Raw genomic sequence first — 15,150 nt, forward strand, 5'->3', positions numbered from 1 at the left:
CCCACCGACGCGGTGACCATCACCGACTCTGCCGAGGAACCCCATGTCATCGAATGAACTACTCGAATTCCGCACCTCCGTCCGCGCGCTGCTGGCCAAGCACGCCACGCCCGCCGCGGTGCGCGCGGCCATGGACACCGACCTCGGGTACGACCCGAAGCTGTGGACCATGCTGTGCGAGCAGGTCGGCGTCGCCGCGCTCGCGGTGCCCGAGGAATGGGGTGGCGCGGGCGCCGGACTGGTCGAATCGCTGATGGTGGTGGGCGAACTGGGCCGGACCCTGGCCGGGGTGCCGATGCTCGGTTCCGCCGTGCTCGGCGTGCAGGCGATCCTGCTCGCGGGCGACGAGCAGGCCTGCGCCCGGCTGCTGCCGGACCTGGCCGACGGTTCCCGCACCGCCGCGCTGTGCTGGGCCGACGCCGCGGGCTGGGACTCCTCGGGCGTCGACGCGAGCGACGGAAAGCTCAACGGCGCGGCGCATTACGTGCTGCACGGCGCCCAGGCCGACCTGCTGCTCGTGCTCACCGAGGACGGCCTGTTCGAGACGACGGCCGACGCTCCCGGCGTCGTCGTCGCCCCGACGCCTGCCCTCGATCCGACCCGCAAGCTGGCCGTGATCGCCTTCACCGACACCCCGGCGACGCGGATCGGCACGGCCGACCCGGCGGCCCTGCGCGCCCGTCTGCGCGAGATCGCCTGGGCCGCGCTCGCCGCCGAGCAGGTCGGCGCGGCCAGGCACTGCCTGGAGATGACGGTGGCCTACACCGCCTCGCGCGTGCAGTTCGGCAGGCCGATCGGCAGTTTCCAGGCACTCAAGCACCGGATGGCCGATATGTACGTGCTGGTGGAGTCGGCCGAGTCGACTGCGCTGGCCGCCGCCCAGGCGGTGGCCGAGCACAGCGACTCGGCCGCCGAGGACGTCTACGTCGCCCGCAAGCACTGCACCGAGACGTTCACGCACGTGGCCGCCGAGACGATCCAGCTGCACGGCGGCATCGCCATCACCTGGGAGCACGACGCCCACCTGTACTTCAAGCGGGCCCACGCCACCGCCGAGCTCTTCGGCACCGGCCGTCGCCCGGTCGCGGCCGCCTGACCGCACCCATCGAAAGCCCTGGTCGCAGCCCTGCGACCAGGGCTTTCGGCATGTTGTGCGAGATGTCACCGTCCCGGAGCGCGGATCGCTGGGTTTAGATAGTTAGCTTATGCAATAATATTCTTCGTGCAGCCCCCAGAGCAGCCCTCCCCGGACGACATCGTGGTCGACCTGTTGGTCACTGCCGGACGGCTCACCCGGCTCGCCGGGGCGATCAGCGACGACGATCTGCCCCGCGCGGTCCTGCGTGCCCTCGCCGTGCTCGACGAACACGGCGGCCTGCGGGTCAGCGACTTCGCCCGGATCGATCGATGTTCCCAACCGGCGGCAACGGCGCTGATCGGTCGGCTCGTCGCCGACGGCTTCGCCTCCCGCACCAGGGACCCGCAGGACTCCAGGGCGGTTCTCATCGAACTGACCCCGGCGGGCCGGAACCGCCTCGTCGAGGCCAGGCGTGCCTTCGCGGCCGCCATGGCGCCCGGACTGGCCGACTTCGATCTCGATCGCCTGATCCGGCTCGACACCGACATGAACGACCTGCTGACAGCCCTGCGTGCGGTTGCCCGCGGTCATCAGTGATGCAACCAGGAGCGCCAGTGAGCCTTTCCCCGTTGACTCGCGCCGACGATACCGCCGCCGCCGCAACCACCTCCTCCGCCGGACAACCCAAGGCCGTCTGGGCCGTCGCCTTCGCGAGCGTGATCGCGTTCATGGGCATCGGCCTGGTCGACCCCATCCTCAAGCCGATCGGCGAACAGCTGCACGCGAGCCCGTCGCAGGTCTCGCTGCTGTTCACCAGCTACATGGCCGTCACCGGCGTCGCCATGCTGATCACCGGAGTCGTCTCCAGCCGCTTCGGCGCCAAGAAGACGCTGCTGTCGGGCCTGGCGATCATCGTGGTGTTCGCCGCGCTGGCGGGCATGTCGAGCACGATCGGCGAGATCATCGGCTTCCGCGCGGGCTGGGGTCTGGGCAACGCGCTGTTCATCGCGACGGCGCTGGCCACCATCGTCGGCGCGGCCACCGGCGGCGTCGCCAAGGCGATCATCCTCTACGAGGCCGCGCTCGGCGTCGGCATCGCGACCGGCCCGCTGCTGGGCGGCCTGCTCGGCGGCATCAGCTGGCGCGGACCGTTCTTCGGCGTCTCGGTGCTGATGGCCGTGGCCTTCATCGCGATCGTCGTGCTGCTGCCCGAGATGCCCAAACCGGCCGAGCCGACCTCGATCAGCGCGCCGTTCAAGGCGCTGCGGCACAAGGGTCTGTTGACCGTGAGCATCACCGCGCTGCTCTACAACTTCGGCTTCTTCACCCTGCTCGCCTACACCCCGTTCCCCCTGGACATGGGCACCTACGCGATCGGCTTCATCTTCTGCGGCTGGGGCATCTTGCTGGCGCTGGCCTCGGTGTTCCTCGCGCCGAAACTGCAGGCGCGCTTCGGCACCCTGCCGATGATGGCGCTGTCGCTGGCGCTGTTCGCCGCCGACCTGGCCGTGATGGGCATGTTCACCGAGCACAAGGCCGTGCTGATCGTCGGCGTCGTCATCGCCGGCCTGTTCCTCGGCGTGAACAACACGCTGATCACCGAGGCCGTGATGATCTCCGCCCCGGTCGAGCGCTCCACCGCCTCGGCGGCCTACAGCTTCGTCCGGTTCGCCGGTGGCGCCGCGGCGCCGTGGGTGGCGGGCAAGCTCGGCGAGCACAGCGTCTCGCTGCCGTTCTGGCTCGGCGCCGCCTGCACCGCCGCCGCCGTCGCGGCGCTGTTCGTCGGCCGCAACGCCCTGGCTCACATCGACGACCACGACCCGGCGCCGCACAGCGTCGAGGAAGCACAGGCCATCACCGTCGGCGATTGAGTCATTGGAGCGCTGGCGCGCTCGAGGTCGACGGCGTCGGCCTGGCCCGCCTCGGGGTCGGGCGGGCGCGGCTGGGAATCGAGCGGCGGCGCGGTCGCGGCGTAGCGTCGAGCACATGAGCGACGACAAGCGCGGGCGCGTCCGGGTCGAGCAGGCGCACAAGCGCGTGCGGGCTTATCTCGACGGCAGACTGGTAGCCGACACGCTGCGGCCCCTCTTGGTCTGGGAGATCCCCTACTACCCGACCTACTACGTCCCGCTGACCGATGTCAGAGCGGATCTGGCACCGAACGGGATCGACGAACACTCCCCCAGCCGTGGCGAAGGCACCGGCTACGACGTGGCCTGCGGCGGCCTGCGCGCCGACGGAGCAGCGCTGCGCTACCTCGACTCACCGCTGCCGGACCTGAAAGACGCTGTCCGCCTCGACTTCGCGAGGTTCGACTGGTTCGAGGAGGACGAACCGATCTTCGTCCACCCCCGTGACCCGTATTCCCGGGTCGACATCCTGGGCAGTTCGCGCAATGTACGGGTGGAGATCGACGGCGTCACCGTCGCCGACTCGTCCTCGCCGCGCATCCTCTTCGAAACCGGCTTGCCCGCACGGTACTACCTGCCGCTACCCGATGTCCGGATGGATCTGCTGACCCCCTCCGACACGCACACCAGCTGCCCGTACAAGGGCACGGCCGACTACTGGCACGTCGATGTCGACGGCACCGAACACCGCGACATCGTGTGGATCTATCGCACGCCGCTGCCGGAGAGCCAGAAGATCGCCGGCTTGGCGTGCTTCTACAACGAGAAGGTCGACATCTACCTCGACGGCGTCCGCCAGGACCGCCCGCACTCCCCGTTCAGCTGATCATTCGGGGATCTCGAGCACGCCCTCGTCGACCGCCCACTTGATGGACTTCTCCAGCGACGGGCACGATTCCGGCCTGCCCGGCCGCGCGCCGTGTGCGCTGAGCTGGGCGAAGACCGGGCAGTGTGTGTCCGGTCGTTCGGTCCACTGCACCGAGGTCTGGTGCGCGCTGGACTTGCGCACCAGAACCTCGGACTGGCAGGCCTGACACCGCAACGGTGTCAGGCCCTCGTCCAGATAGTGCTGCTTGTCGACCGTGGTCTGGGCCCGTACCGCGGCCTGCCGCACGGGCTGATCGGCGAAGTCGGGTGCCTTGGCCCAGGTCGGTGACATGGTTACACGCCCGCTTCGGCTTCTGCCTCGGCCTTGCGGCGCAGGTTCTCCGCCACCTCGGCCTCCCAGGCCTGGTTGGCCTTGGTGGTGTCGACCTCGAACTCGAAGCGCTGGGTCATCTTGTCGGTGACATCGGCGATGTCGACGTAGAACTGCTCGTACCAGCGGCGCAGCTGGTAGACCGGGCCGTCTTCCTCGCACAGCAGCGGGTTCTCGACCTTGGACTTGTGCTTCCAGATCTCGACGTCCTGCAGGAAGCCGTCGCCGAAGAACTCCGTCATCGAGGCCGCCAGCTTCTCGGCGGTCGCGTCGTCGATGCCCTTGGGCTTCTCGACGGTCAGGCCGTACTGGAGCACGAACTCGTCCTGGCTGACCGGGTAGTGGCAGTTGATCAGCACGACCTTGATCTCGTACCCGCCGTAGATGTTGACCAGCGGATTGATCATGTAGGACGGGCCGAAGTAGGACGCCTCCGACTTCAGCAGCGTCTCACCGCCGTACTTGGCCGCCATGCCGATATCCGGCCTGCCCTTGGTCTCCAGGAACTGTGTCGCCACATGACCCTCGAAGACGTTCTTGAAGTACGTCGGGAAGGCATAGTGGATATAGAAGAAGTGCGCCATATCCACGACGTTGTCGATGATCTCGCGGCAGTTGGAGCCCTCGATGCGCATCGTGTTCCACGTCCACGGCGTCCAGCCGCCGTCATGATCCTCGCTGGGGTTGCCCTCCGTATCGGTGTAGGGGCCCTCGATGTGCGGGATCGTGACCTCGGCGGGCGGCTCGTTGCCCTCGTGGTCGTGCCAGATGAACAGCTGGCCGTTGCGCTCGAGCGTCGTCCACTTCCTGGTGCGGGCCAGCGGCGGAACGCGGCGCGCGTAGGGAATCGACGTGCACTTGCCACTGGCGCCCCAGCGCCAGTCGTGGAACGGGCAGGCGATGTCGTCGCCCTTGACCGTGCCCATGCTCAGATCGCCGCCCATATGCCTGCAGTAGGCGTCGAGCACCCGGATCTCGTCGTTGGTGTCGGTCCACACCACGAGCTTGGTCCCGAAGATCTCGATCGCGTGCGGCTTGCCGTCGCGGAAGGTCTTCGCGAGGCCGACACAGTGCCAGCCGCGCGCAAACCTGGTCGGCGTGGTGCCGACATCGAGTTCCCTCACCTTGGGGTTGACTGCCATCCCGAACCCTCCTTCTTCACTAGAACACGTTACAAAACGAGGGCGCTTCACGCCAGCTATCCAGCGAAGTTCGCTCCGAGCCCCTGTTATATCCGAGGTAGGGCGATCTTCTCGACAGAAATGAGAACCTGTTCTAATCTCAGAGTCGAACAAGAACCGGTTGTCGATCCGACAAGGCAGGAGCGGGCTCCGAAATGACGCAAGAAGTGACCGAACGGGTCGAGGCACTGCTGCCGACACTGCGTGAACGTGCGCAGGAGGCCGAGGACCTGCGCCGCATTCCCGATGAATCCATGAAGGCGCTGCAGGAGACCGGTTTCTTCCGGCTGCTCCAGCCCAAGCAGTGGGGCGGCCACGCCGCCGACCCGGTCGTCTTCTACGACACCGTGCGCAAGATCGCCAGCGCCTGCGGGTCCACCGGCTGGGTGGCCGGCATCATCGGCGTGCACAACTGGCACCTCGCGCTGTTCGACCAGCAGGCCCAGCAGGACGTCTGGGGCGAGGACACCGACGTGCGGATCTCGTCCTCCTACGCCCCGATGGGCGCGGGCCAGGCGGTCGACGGCGGCTACATCGTGCGCGGCTCGTGGGCTTGGTCCTCGGGTTCCGATCACGCCACCTGGGCGGTCCTCGGCGGTCCGGTGATCAAGAACGGCAAGCCGGTCGACTTCGGCAGCTTCCTGATCCCGCGCTCGGACTACCGCATCGATGACGTCTGGAACGTCGTCGGCCTGCGGGGCACCGGCTCCAACACCGTGGTCGTCGAGGACGTCTTCGTCCCGTCGCACCGCTTCCTGAGCTTCCGCGCGATGAGCGAGGGCCGCGCGCCCGGCCTCGAGCAGAACACCGACGCCGTGTTCAAGATGCCGTGGGGCACCATCCACCCCACCACCATCTCCACGCCGATCGTCGGCATGGGCTACGGCGCCTACGAGGCACACGTCGAGCACCAGGGCAAGCGCGTGCGCGCGGCCTTCGCCGGCGAGAACGCCAAGGACGACCCGTTCGCCAAGGTGCGCGTCGCCGAGGCGGCCAGCGACATCGACGCCGCGTGGCGTCAGCTCTCGGGCAATGTCGCCGAGGAGTACGCGCTGCTGCAGGCGGGCCAGGAAGTCCCGTTCGATCTGCGCGTGCGCGCGCGCCGCGACCAGGTCCGCGCGACCGGCCGGGTGATCGCCTCGATCGACAAGCTCTTCGAGTCCTCGGGCGCCACCGCCCTGGCCAACGGCACGCCGCTGCAGCGCTTCTGGCGCGACGCGCACGCCGGTCGGGTGCACGCGGCCAACGATCCCGAGCGCGCCTACGTCATGTACGGCACGCACGAGTTCGGCCTGCCCGTCACCGACGCCATGGTGTAGCCGATGACCCAGACCGCTGAAATCACCTACGAATCGACCTCTCGCTACGCGCAGGTCACCCCCGAGCTGAAGCTGCACTACCACGAGGCGGGTGTCGGCAACGGCCCCACGATCGTGCTGCTGCACGGCGGCGGGCCCGGCGCCTCGGCGTGGTCGAACTTCGCCCGCAACATCCCGGTGCTGGCCGAGAACTTCCACGTGATCGCGCTCGACCAGCCCGGTTTCGGTAAGTCCGACAAGCCGGTCGACCATCCGCAGTATTTCGTGCACGCGTCCACCGCGCTGCTCGCCCTGCTGGATCACCTGCAGATCACCGAGCGGGTGCACCTGCTGGGCAACTCGCTCGGCGGCGGCACCTCGGTGCGCTTCGCCCTGGACAACCCCAAGCGCGCGGGCAAGCTCGTGCTGATGGGCCCCGGCGGGCTGAGCACCAACCTGTTCGCGCCCGACCCGACCGAGGGCGTCAAGCTGCTCTCGGCGTTCAGCTACGCGCCGACCAGGGAGAACCTGGAGAAGTTCCTGCGGATCATGGTCTTCGACCAGTCGCTGATCACCGAGGAACTGATCGACGAGCGGTTCGCCCTGGCGAGCACGCCCGAATCGCTGGCCGCGGTCCGCGCGATGGGCAAGTCCTTCGCCGGCGCCGACTTCGAGAAGGGCATGCTCTGGCGGGACGCGTACAAGCTGCGTCAGCCGGTGCTGCTCATCTGGGGCCGCGAGGACCGGGTGAACCCGCTCGACGGCGCGCTGGTGGCCACCAAGGTCATCCCGCGCGTGCAGCTGCACGTGTTCGGCGGCTGTGGCCACTGGGCGCAGCTGGAGAAGTTCGACGAATTCAACCGGCTCACGGTCGATTTCCTCGAGGAGAAGCAATGAGTATTCGTGCCCTGGGCTACATGCGCATCGAGGCCACCGACATGGCGGCCTGGCGCGAGTACGGCCTCAAGGTGCTCGGCATGATGGAGGGCACCGGGCTGAATCCCGACGCTCTCTACCTGCGCATGGACGATTTCGCCGCGCGACTGGTGATCGTCCCCGGTGAACAGGACCGGCTGCTGGTCTCGGGCTGGGAGGTCACCGACGCTCCCGGCCTGCAGCAGCTGCGCGAGACCCTGGCCAAGGCCGGCGTCGCCTACACCGAAGGCACCAAGGAAGAGCTCGGTGAGCGTCGCGTCGAGGGCATGATCCGGTTCCAGGACCCGTCCGGGAACACCCTCGAAGCGTTCCACGGCGCGCAGTACCTGGGCCGCCGCTTCGTGAGCCCCTACGGCCACAAGTTCGTCACCGCCGAGCAGGGCCTGGGCCACGTCGTACTGACCTGCACCGACGACGCCGCGGCGCAGGCGTTCTACCAGGACGTCCTCGGCTTCCGGCTGCGCGACTCGATGCGGCTGCCGCCGCAGATGGTCGGTCGTCCCGCCGACGGCGACCCGGCCTGGCTGCGCTTCTACGGCTGCAACCCGCGCCACCACGCGCTGGCGTTCCTGCCGTTGCCCAACCCGACCGGCATCGTGCACCTCATGGTCGAGGTGGAGAACTCCGACGACGTCGGCCTCTGCCTGGACCGCGCCCTGCGCAAGAAGGTCAAGATGTCGGCCACCCTCGGCCGCCACATCAACGACAAGATGCTGTCCTTCTACATGAAGACGCCCGGCGGATTCGATATCGAATTCGGCTGTGAGGGACTCGAAGTCGACGACGACGACTGGATCGCCCGCGAATCCACCGCGGTCAGCCTGTGGGGTCACGACTTCACCGTCGGATTCAAGCAGCAATAGGAATGGCGGCGAGGGACATGACCGAACAGACACCGGCGATCGACGGCCGGCAATTTCGTAATGTGCTGGGGCAGTTCTGCACCGGCATCACCGTGATCACCGCGCTCGATCCGGCGGGTGAGCCGATCGGCTTCGCCTGCCAGTCCTTCGCCGCCCTGTCCCTCGACCCGCCCCTGGTGCTGTTCTGCCCCACCAAGGGGTCGCGCTCCTGGGCGGCGATCGAGGCGGCGGGCAAGTTCTGTGTGAACGTGCTCGCCGAGGCACAGCAGCCGACCTGCGCGCGGTTCGGTTCGCGCGAGACCGACAAGTTCGCCGGAGTCGCCTGGCACACCTCCGAATTGGGTGTGCCCGTGCTCGACGACTCGCTGGCCACCATCGAGTGCACGGTCGACTCGGTCGTCGACGGTGGTGACCACTACATCGTCATCGGCCGGGTGGGGGCGCTCGCGGAGTCGGAGACCACCAACGGTCGTCCGCTGCTGTTCTACCGCGGTCAGTACACCGGCATCGAGCCGGACAAGACCACGCCCGCGCCCTGGCGCGCGGACCTGGATCACTTCCTCACGACCACCAGCCTCGACACCTGGCTGTGAGTCCCGCGGGTGCGGCCGCCCACACAATGTGCGGCCGCACCCGTTTCCTTCGTTTTTAAGTGCTCATTCGGTGAGCACTTTGAGCCGGATGATAGTTCGTATGACCATCGACTACATCACCTGTGCCGCAGCGAGCGACTGGGATTCGTGGCTAGCTACCCATCACGACACCGCCGGTGAGGTCTGGGTGCGGATCGCCAAGAAGGGCGCCCCCGAACCCTCGGTGACCATCACCGAAACCCTCGACGGAGCGCTCTGCTACGGCTGGATCGACAGTCATCGGCGCGGCCTCGATGCCCACCACTACCTGCAGCGTTACTCCCCGCGCCGAGCCCGCAGCCCGTGGTCGCAGGTCAACGTCGCCAAGGCCGAGGCCCTCATCGCGGCGGGCCGGATGCGGCCCGCCGGGTTCGCGGCGATCGAGGAAGCCGTCGCCGACGGCCGCTGGACCGGGGCGTACGAGCGCCAGCGCACCGCCGAGACCCCCACCGACCTGCTCGCCGCGCTCGCCGACGCGCCCGCGGCGCGAGCCGCCTACGCTGCCCTCGGCCGCTCCGACCAGTACCGGCTGTTCCTGCCGATCCTCAAGGCGACCACCCCCACCGAACGCGCCACGCGGGTCGCCCGGGCCGTCAACGCCTTGTAGCCCGACGCGGGTCACCAAGATTGTCAACGCCTCGTAGCGAACACGACCGCAGATACGCACCGAGCACCACCAGCGCGGGCGGTCCCCCGCACCGACCACCACCACCGCGCACAGGCCGCCACGCCGAGCACTCAGCGCGGGCAGTGTCCCGCACCGAGCACAACCAGCGCGGACGGTCCCCCACACCAAGCACCACCACCGCGCACAGTCCGCCACGCCGAGCACTCAGCGCGGGCAGTGCCCCGCACCGAGCACAACCAGCGCGGACGGTCCCCCACACCAAGCACCACCACCGCACACAGTCCCCCACACCAAGCACTCAGCGCCGAGGTTGAACCGTCCATCGCGCAGAGCAAGCGGTGTGCGGGCCCCGGCCGTCAGACCTCTTTGACCAATACCGCGCGGGTGTAGAGCAGCGAGAACCCTCGGCCCTGCGCGTTCCGTTGTGACATGGAGCCCGGCTGGGTCGTGATCACCGCGAGGTCGCACCCCGCTGCCACCGCCTCGTTCAGGCGCGCCGACAGGAGCGCGGTCTGCACACCGTGCCTGCGATGCGCGGGTAGAGTCGCGGCGCCCGCGAGCGCAGCGACGCCGCCGCCGGTGCGCATGCTGGCGCCCCCGGCGGGCACGCCGTCCCGGTAGGCGACGTAGCGACGGGTGTCGTCGATAGCGGCCATATCCCGCATCACCGCGGCGATCGCCTCGCGCGGAAACTCCTCGTGCGCGGGAACACCCGCGTCATCGGGATGCGCGAACCCGTCGACCACGACATCGAGCCAGAGATCGAAGCCGTCCTCATCGCGGCGCACCTCGACCCGCTCGGGCCCGGTCCAGCTACGCCCGGCCAGCTCCATACCGAGCACATTCTCGAACGACATCAACCGATAACCCCGCCCGGTCAACTCCGCCGCGATCCGCGGATCCCCCAGCTGCGCCAGCTCCACCTGCACCGGCACCCCCACCGCCGCATACGCGGCCTCGACCGCCGCCCACTCCCCCGAAGAAGGCGCCCCACCGAACCCGACCCCCACGACTTTGTTCAACGGCGACCCCACCTCCGCGAAACACGCGGCCCCACCGGCGAACTCCCGTACGAACCCCCCACCCCCCGGCGCCCGCTCCACCCCTGCCCGAGCCGCCCCGGCAATAGCATCGACCTCCGACCGCTCGACCCGAGCAGCCATCTCGACCCCACAGAACAACGTCCCCACAGTTTCACCCATGCCCTACTTATATCGCCCCTGTCCAGCGACTTTCGCGAGCGAGCGCGGCCCATCAGCGGCAACCGCCGCGTCGTCGCCACGACTCGTCCCCCCTCCGGACCTCCCTCGAAAGCTGGAATGCGGCGCGGCAGGACGACCGGACTCCGCTACCAGCGCCTCACCCACGTCGACGGCCACCTCCCCCGCCACTGAACCAAGATCACCACGCTGCGGTGGCGGGCTGCTCTCGGCCGATGCCGCCACCACAGCGTGGTGATCAACTGTCCAGACGGGCGCCACTGGCGGTGAGGGCCGCGTGGATGCGGTCGAGGATGAGGTGGGGGCGGCGGTAGAGGAGATTCGCGCTTACTCGGATGATTCGCCAGCCGTGTTCGGCGAGGATCGCGGAGCGGTCGATGTCTTTCGTGCGCTGGGACAGGTCGGTCCAGTGGTGGGCGCCGTCGTATTCGACGGCGACCCGCCATCGACGCCAGCCCATGTCCAGGCGGGCGAGGAATTCGCCACCGCTGTCGCGAACCACGATCTGGGTGCTCGGCGCCGGGAGACCGCTTTGGACGATCAGTAATCTGGTGAGTGACTCCGGGGGCGACTCGGCGCCCGGGTCGACCAGCGGCATAACCCTGCGCACCTGCGCACACCCGCGCTCACCCCCGTGTTCGGCGGCGAGCGCGATAACGGCGTCCGGGTCGAGTTTCGTTGCCCGGCACAGGGCGTCGAGTACCGGAACCGCACTGCGCGTGGGGAGCCGACACGCGAGGTCGAACGCCGTTCGTTTCGGAGTCGTCACCGGGAACCCGTCGACAACGCATTGCTCGTGCTCAACTATCCGAGCTTGGCGAGTCCTGATCCACTCCGGCGGCCGGCGATAGGTCGGCACCGCGATCTCGGCAGGAAGCTCAGCTTCAATCCACTTGCTTCCGAACATCGCGGCAGCCGAAAACCCGACAAGCACACCGGCCCCTTTGGTCCAATGCGCCGCCGCCTTGGCTCGCCCCACCGCATCGAGCCGATACCCCCGCCGAACATAGACGTCGTGCGCCACCCGATCGAAGTCGTGCCGCAATTCCCACCGCGTCACCACCCCCGCAGCAACCGCCCACGACCCGACAAAAGCCCCCTCGAACACCCCCATAACCAGCCATGATCCCCCACCACACCGACAAACAACCGACCCCACACCCGGACAGTTGATCACCACGCTCTGGTGGCGGACCGCTCCCGACCGATACTCACACCACAGCGTGGTGATCAATCGTCCAACGCTCTAGCGGGTGGGGCGCCAGGGGATTCGGCCGTTGCCGGTCGCCGGTGGGGGGTTTGTTGTTGGGATGCTCGACGAGCGAGTTGCCATGCGGCGGCGGAGGTCGAGGAAGCCGAGAAGGTCGGTTCGAGTTCCCAGATCACGCGCAGCATCCAGTGCTGTCCGCGCAGGTCGGTCGCGGCTCAGGCGACGCGGGGACGCACCTGGACTACGAGGTCGGCGTCGAGGGCTCGAGCGAGGCGCTCGAGTACGGGCAGGCTGGGGACCGTTCCGCCTGCTTCGAAGCGGGCGACCGCGGACTGCGTCATGCCGGCCGCGTCCGCCAGGATGGACTGGCTCCAGCCGCGGTCTTCCCGCATACCCCGGATGGTTCGCCCGAGCTCGAAGGCGAGCCGCGCGGCGTCGTACGCCTCGGCTGCGCCGGGCTCCTTCAGGCGCTGATCCCGCAGGTCAGCCCACTCACTACGCTCCGTCATCGTTGCCCTCCTCCAGAACATGCCGCTCGGCATCGCAACGCCGCATTGCACCGCGCGCCCGAGCTACCTCACGTCGCTCAACCATCCGTGTCTTGACGAAGACCGTCAGCAAGACGATTCTGCGCCCCGACGCGATCCAGTACGTCACCCGCACCGCGTCCGATCCCAGATAGAAACGCAACTCCCGGAGTTTCCGGTCGAGCTGTCTCGTATACGGTTCGCCCAGCAACGGTCCGGCGTCCTGCAGCAAGTCGATGTAGAACGCGGCGTGAGCGAACATGTCGGCCGGAAGCTTCTCCAACCATTCACGCACCTCAGGTTCCAGTTCAACGCTACCCCAACCCATAGCGTTGATGCTATATCCAGGGGGAAGATAGTCATGCGGAAATGGAATATCCGACAGGAGGGGCACACGGTGTCCGGGCGCCGGCGGATCCGGTTGACCGGAAACGCCGAACGGCGTGACCCGGGTCGGGTCACGCCGTCAGGGGGTGTGGGGTCAGGCCGAGGCGGTGGCTTCGCGCTGGAGTTCCAGGGCGATGTCGATGAGCTGGTCTTCCTGGCCTCCGACGAGCTTGCGTTCGCCTGCGCGGACGAGCATTTCGGCGGCGGAGACGCCGTAGCGTTCGGCTTGGCGTTCGGCGTGGCGCAGGAAGCTGGAGTAGACGCCGGCGTAGCCCATCATGAGGGCTTGGCGGTCGAGGAGGCATTCCGCTGGCATGGCGGGGCGGACGACGTCTTCGGCGGCGTCGGTGACGGCGAAGAAGTCGACACCGGTCTTGATGCCGAGTTTGTCGCAGACGCCGATGAAGGCTTCGACCGGCAGGTTGCCGGCGCCTGCGCCGAAGCGGCGGGCCGAGCCGTCGATCTGGGTGGCGCCTGCGCGTACGGCGTAGACGGAGTTCGCGACAGCGAGGCCGAGGTTTTCGTGGCCGTGGAAGCCGACCTGGGCGTCGTCGCCGAGTTCCGCGACCAGGGCCGAGACGCGGTCGGAGACCTGTTCCAGGACGAGCGCACCGGCCGAGTCGACGACGTAGACACACTGGCAGCCCGCATCGGCCATGATGCGGGCCTGCTTGGCCAGGTTCTCCGGGGTGGTGGAGTGGGCCATCATCAGGAAGCCGACGGTCTCGAGGCCGAGTTCGCGCGCCAGGCCGAAGTGCTGGATCGAGACGTCGGCCTCGGTGCAGTGCGTGGCGATGCGGCAGATGGACGCGCCGTTGTCCTGGGAGATCTTGATGTCTTCCTTGACGCCGACACCCGGCAGCATGAGGAAGGCGATCTTGGCCTGCTTGGCGGTCTCGGCGGCGGCCTTGATCAGTTCCTGCTCAGGGGTTTTCGAGAAACCGTAGTTGAACGAGGACCCACCCAGGCCGTCACCATGGGTCACCTCGATGACCGGGACGCCCGAACCGTCCAGGGCGGCAACGATATCGCGCACCTCGGTGACGGTGAACTGGTGCCGCTTGTGATGCGAGCCGTCGCGCAGCGAGGTGTCGGTGACACGCACATCGAGTTCGCCCGAGAAGGGCTTCAGGATATTGCTCATGGTCGAATCTCCTTACACCCGAGCCGAGATGATCTGGTCGGCCAGCACGTCACCCACGCGGGTGGCGGCGGCGGTCATGATGTCGAGGTTGCCCGCGTACGGTGGCAGGAAGTCGCCGGCGCCTTCGACCTCGACGAAGATCGACACCTTGGCCATGCCACCGGAGATCACCGACGGCTCGTCGAACTGTGGATCGTTGAGCAGCCGGTAGCCGGGCACGTACTCCTGGATCGACTTCTCCATCGCGAAGATGCTCTCGGCGATGGCATCCCGATCGGCGTCCTCGGGGATGGCACAGAAGATGGTGTCGCGCATGATCATCGGCGGCTCGGCCGGGTTCAAGATGATGATGGCCTTGCCCCGCTGCGCGCCGCCGATGGTCTCGACACCTTTGGAGGTGGTCTTGGTGAACTCGTCGATGTTCGCGCGCGTTCCCGGACCGGCCGACACGGAGGACACCGATGCCACGATCTCGGCGTAGGCCACCGGCACGACGCGGGACACGGCCGCCACCATGGGAATCGTGGCCTGGCCACCACAGGTGATCATGTTGACGTTCGGCGCGTCCCGCAGCGAATCCAAGTTCACCGGGGGAATCACGGCCGGGCCGACCGCGGCGGGGGTGAGGTCGACGGCGCGGATACCCGCGGCCTCGTATTTCGGCGCGTACGCGCGGTGCACGTAGGCGGAGGTGGCCTCGAACAGCAGATCCGGCTTCTCGTCGAGGGCGAGCAGCCAGTCCGCGCCCTCGGCGGAGGTTTCCAGACCAAGCCCGCGTGCCCGCTTCAGCCCCTCCGAATCCGGGTCGATGCCGATCATCCAGCGCGGCTCGATCTTGTCCGAGCGCAGCAGCTTGTAGAGCAGATCGGTGCTGATATTGCCGGACCCCACGATCGCGGCGGTGACTTTGCTGGTCACGGTGTACTCCTTGGGAAGTC

Annotated in this window: 17 protein-coding genes; 9 read left to right on the forward strand and 8 right to left on the reverse strand. The window is 67.9% G+C overall.

Annotated features, from left to right (window positions below):
• Positions 1–43: 43 nt before the first annotated feature.
• The 4 genes from ACIO52_RS08475 (at position 44) to ACIO52_RS08490 (ending at position 3,814) form a co-directional block, all read left to right on the forward strand.
• Positions 44–1,096 (forward strand): acyl-CoA dehydrogenase family protein, encoded by a 1,053-nt coding sequence (locus tag ACIO52_RS08475; protein WP_218716598.1) that lies wholly within the window; start codon positions 44–46, stop codon positions 1,094–1,096.
• A 126-nt stretch (positions 1,097–1,222) separates the two neighbouring features.
• Complete coding sequence (locus tag ACIO52_RS08480) at positions 1,223–1,675, forward strand: MarR family winged helix-turn-helix transcriptional regulator (protein WP_218716597.1); 453 nt, start codon at positions 1,223–1,225, stop codon at positions 1,673–1,675.
• 17 nt (positions 1,676–1,692) lie between these two features.
• Entirely contained in the window at positions 1,693–2,949 is a 1,257-nt protein-coding gene (locus ACIO52_RS08485) for an MFS transporter (RefSeq protein ID WP_342801436.1), read from the forward strand.
• A gap of 115 nt (positions 2,950–3,064) precedes the next feature.
• Positions 3,065–3,814 carry a DUF427 domain-containing protein gene (locus ACIO52_RS08490; protein ID WP_316573401.1) on the forward strand — a complete coding sequence of 250 codons (750 nt, stop codon included), beginning with the start codon at positions 3,065–3,067 and terminating at the stop codon, positions 3,812–3,814.
• Here the strand turns inward: ACIO52_RS08490 and ACIO52_RS08495 are convergent, their stop codons facing one another.
• Both ACIO52_RS08495 and ACIO52_RS08500 read right to left on the reverse strand, forming a co-directional pair.
• Positions 3,815–4,147 (reverse strand): hypothetical protein, encoded by a 333-nt coding sequence (locus ACIO52_RS08495; RefSeq protein WP_218716595.1) that lies wholly within the window; start codon positions 4,145–4,147, stop codon positions 3,815–3,817.
• 2 nt (positions 4,148–4,149) lie between these two features.
• Positions 4,150–5,328 (reverse strand): Rieske 2Fe-2S domain-containing protein, encoded by a 1,179-nt coding sequence (locus ACIO52_RS08500; RefSeq protein ID WP_402642668.1) that lies wholly within the window; start codon positions 5,326–5,328, stop codon positions 4,150–4,152.
• 194 nt (positions 5,329–5,522) lie between these two features.
• Between ACIO52_RS08500 and hsaA the strand changes: the two genes are divergently transcribed.
• From hsaA to ACIO52_RS08525, 5 genes are all read left to right on the forward strand, one after another.
• Positions 5,523–6,686 (forward strand): 3-hydroxy-9,10-secoandrosta-1,3,5(10)-triene-9,17-dione monooxygenase oxygenase subunit, encoded by a 1,164-nt coding sequence (hsaA, locus tag ACIO52_RS08505; protein WP_218716593.1) that lies wholly within the window; start codon positions 5,523–5,525, stop codon positions 6,684–6,686.
• Positions 6,687–6,689: 3 nt separating this feature from the next.
• Positions 6,690–7,562: a 4,5:9,10-diseco-3-hydroxy-5,9,17-trioxoandrosta-1(10),2-diene-4-oate hydrolase gene (gene hsaD, locus ACIO52_RS08510; RefSeq protein ID WP_218716592.1), complete on the forward strand. Its 873-nt coding sequence runs from the start codon at positions 6,690–6,692 to the stop codon at positions 7,560–7,562.
• Positions 7,559–8,464 carry an iron-dependent extradiol dioxygenase HsaC gene (gene hsaC, locus ACIO52_RS08515; protein ID WP_218716591.1) on the forward strand — a complete coding sequence of 302 codons (906 nt, stop codon included), beginning with the start codon at positions 7,559–7,561 and terminating at the stop codon, positions 8,462–8,464. Before hsaD ends, hsaC begins: the two co-directional genes overlap by 4 nt.
• Before the next feature lie 17 nt (positions 8,465–8,481).
• Positions 8,482–9,057, forward strand: coding sequence for a 3-hydroxy-9,10-secoandrosta-1,3,5(10)-triene-9,17-dione monooxygenase reductase subunit (hsaB, locus tag ACIO52_RS08520; RefSeq protein ID WP_402642673.1), 576 nt, complete (start codon positions 8,482–8,484; stop codon positions 9,055–9,057).
• 100 nt (positions 9,058–9,157) lie between these two features.
• Positions 9,158–9,703, forward strand: coding sequence for a YdeI family protein (locus ACIO52_RS08525; protein ID WP_402642676.1), 546 nt, complete (start codon positions 9,158–9,160; stop codon positions 9,701–9,703).
• 377 nt (positions 9,704–10,080) lie between these two features.
• On the opposite strand, the gene ACIO52_RS08530 is transcribed toward ACIO52_RS08525, so the two are convergent.
• From ACIO52_RS08530 to ACIO52_RS08555, 6 genes are all read right to left on the reverse strand, one after another.
• A complete protein-coding gene (locus ACIO52_RS08530) occupies positions 10,081–10,905 on the reverse strand; it encodes a GNAT family N-acetyltransferase (protein WP_402643549.1) in 825 nt (274 codons plus the stop codon).
• A 277-nt stretch (positions 10,906–11,182) separates the two neighbouring features.
• Entirely contained in the window at positions 11,183–12,058 is an 876-nt protein-coding gene (locus tag ACIO52_RS08535; RefSeq protein ID WP_402642678.1) for a DUF559 domain-containing protein, read from the reverse strand.
• 311 nt (positions 12,059–12,369) lie between these two features.
• On the reverse strand, positions 12,370–12,663 hold the full coding sequence (locus ACIO52_RS08540; protein WP_402642679.1) for a multiprotein-bridging factor 1 family protein: 294 nt from the start codon (positions 12,661–12,663) through the stop codon (positions 12,370–12,372).
• Positions 12,650–13,009: a type II toxin-antitoxin system RelE/ParE family toxin gene (locus ACIO52_RS08545; RefSeq protein ID WP_218716586.1), complete on the reverse strand. Its 360-nt coding sequence runs from the start codon at positions 13,007–13,009 to the stop codon at positions 12,650–12,652. Before ACIO52_RS08545 ends, ACIO52_RS08540 begins: the two co-directional genes overlap by 14 nt.
• A gap of 153 nt (positions 13,010–13,162) precedes the next feature.
• Positions 13,163–14,212 carry a 4-hydroxy-2-oxovalerate aldolase gene (dmpG, locus tag ACIO52_RS08550; protein ID WP_402642682.1) on the reverse strand — a complete coding sequence of 350 codons (1,050 nt, stop codon included), beginning with the start codon at positions 14,210–14,212 and terminating at the stop codon, positions 13,163–13,165.
• A 12-nt stretch (positions 14,213–14,224) separates the two neighbouring features.
• A complete protein-coding gene (locus ACIO52_RS08555; protein WP_402642685.1) occupies positions 14,225–15,130 on the reverse strand; it encodes an acetaldehyde dehydrogenase (acetylating) in 906 nt (301 codons plus the stop codon).
• Positions 15,131–15,150 lie beyond the last annotated feature (20 nt).

The organism is Nocardia sp. NPDC087230, from assembly GCF_044744725.1.
In the GTDB taxonomy this organism is placed as follows: domain Bacteria; phylum Actinomycetota; class Actinomycetes; order Mycobacteriales; family Mycobacteriaceae; genus Nocardia; species Nocardia canadensis.

Excerpts from the sequence above, each read along its gene's own strand:
- ACIO52_RS08475 (WP_218716598.1), top strand. The coding sequence starts at position 44 with ATGTCATCGAATGAACTACTCGAATTCCGCACCTCCGTCCGCGCGCTG.
- ACIO52_RS08490 (WP_316573401.1), top strand. The coding sequence starts at position 3,065 with ATGAGCGACGACAAGCGCGGGCGCGTCCGGGTCGAGCAGGCGCACAAG.
- ACIO52_RS08495 (WP_218716595.1), bottom strand. The coding sequence starts at position 4,147 with ATGTCACCGACCTGGGCCAAGGCACCCGACTTCGCCGATCAGCCCGTG.
- ACIO52_RS08500 (WP_402642668.1), bottom strand. The coding sequence starts at position 5,328 with ATGGCAGTCAACCCCAAGGTGAGGGAACTCGATGTCGGCACCACGCCG.
- hsaA (WP_218716593.1), top strand. The coding sequence starts at position 5,523 with ATGACGCAAGAAGTGACCGAACGGGTCGAGGCACTGCTGCCGACACTG.
- hsaD (WP_218716592.1), top strand. The coding sequence starts at position 6,690 with ATGACCCAGACCGCTGAAATCACCTACGAATCGACCTCTCGCTACGCG.
- hsaC (WP_218716591.1), top strand. The coding sequence starts at position 7,559 with ATGAGTATTCGTGCCCTGGGCTACATGCGCATCGAGGCCACCGACATG.
- hsaB (WP_402642673.1), top strand. The coding sequence starts at position 8,482 with ATGACCGAACAGACACCGGCGATCGACGGCCGGCAATTTCGTAATGTG.
- ACIO52_RS08525 (WP_402642676.1), top strand. The coding sequence starts at position 9,158 with ATGACCATCGACTACATCACCTGTGCCGCAGCGAGCGACTGGGATTCG.
- ACIO52_RS08535 (WP_402642678.1), bottom strand. The coding sequence starts at position 12,058 with ATGGGGGTGTTCGAGGGGGCTTTTGTCGGGTCGTGGGCGGTTGCTGCG.
- ACIO52_RS08540 (WP_402642679.1), bottom strand. The coding sequence starts at position 12,663 with ATGACGGAGCGTAGTGAGTGGGCTGACCTGCGGGATCAGCGCCTGAAG.
- ACIO52_RS08545 (WP_218716586.1), bottom strand. The coding sequence starts at position 13,009 with ATGGGTTGGGGTAGCGTTGAACTGGAACCTGAGGTGCGTGAATGGTTG.
- dmpG (WP_402642682.1), bottom strand. The coding sequence starts at position 14,212 with ATGAGCAATATCCTGAAGCCCTTCTCGGGCGAACTCGATGTGCGTGTC.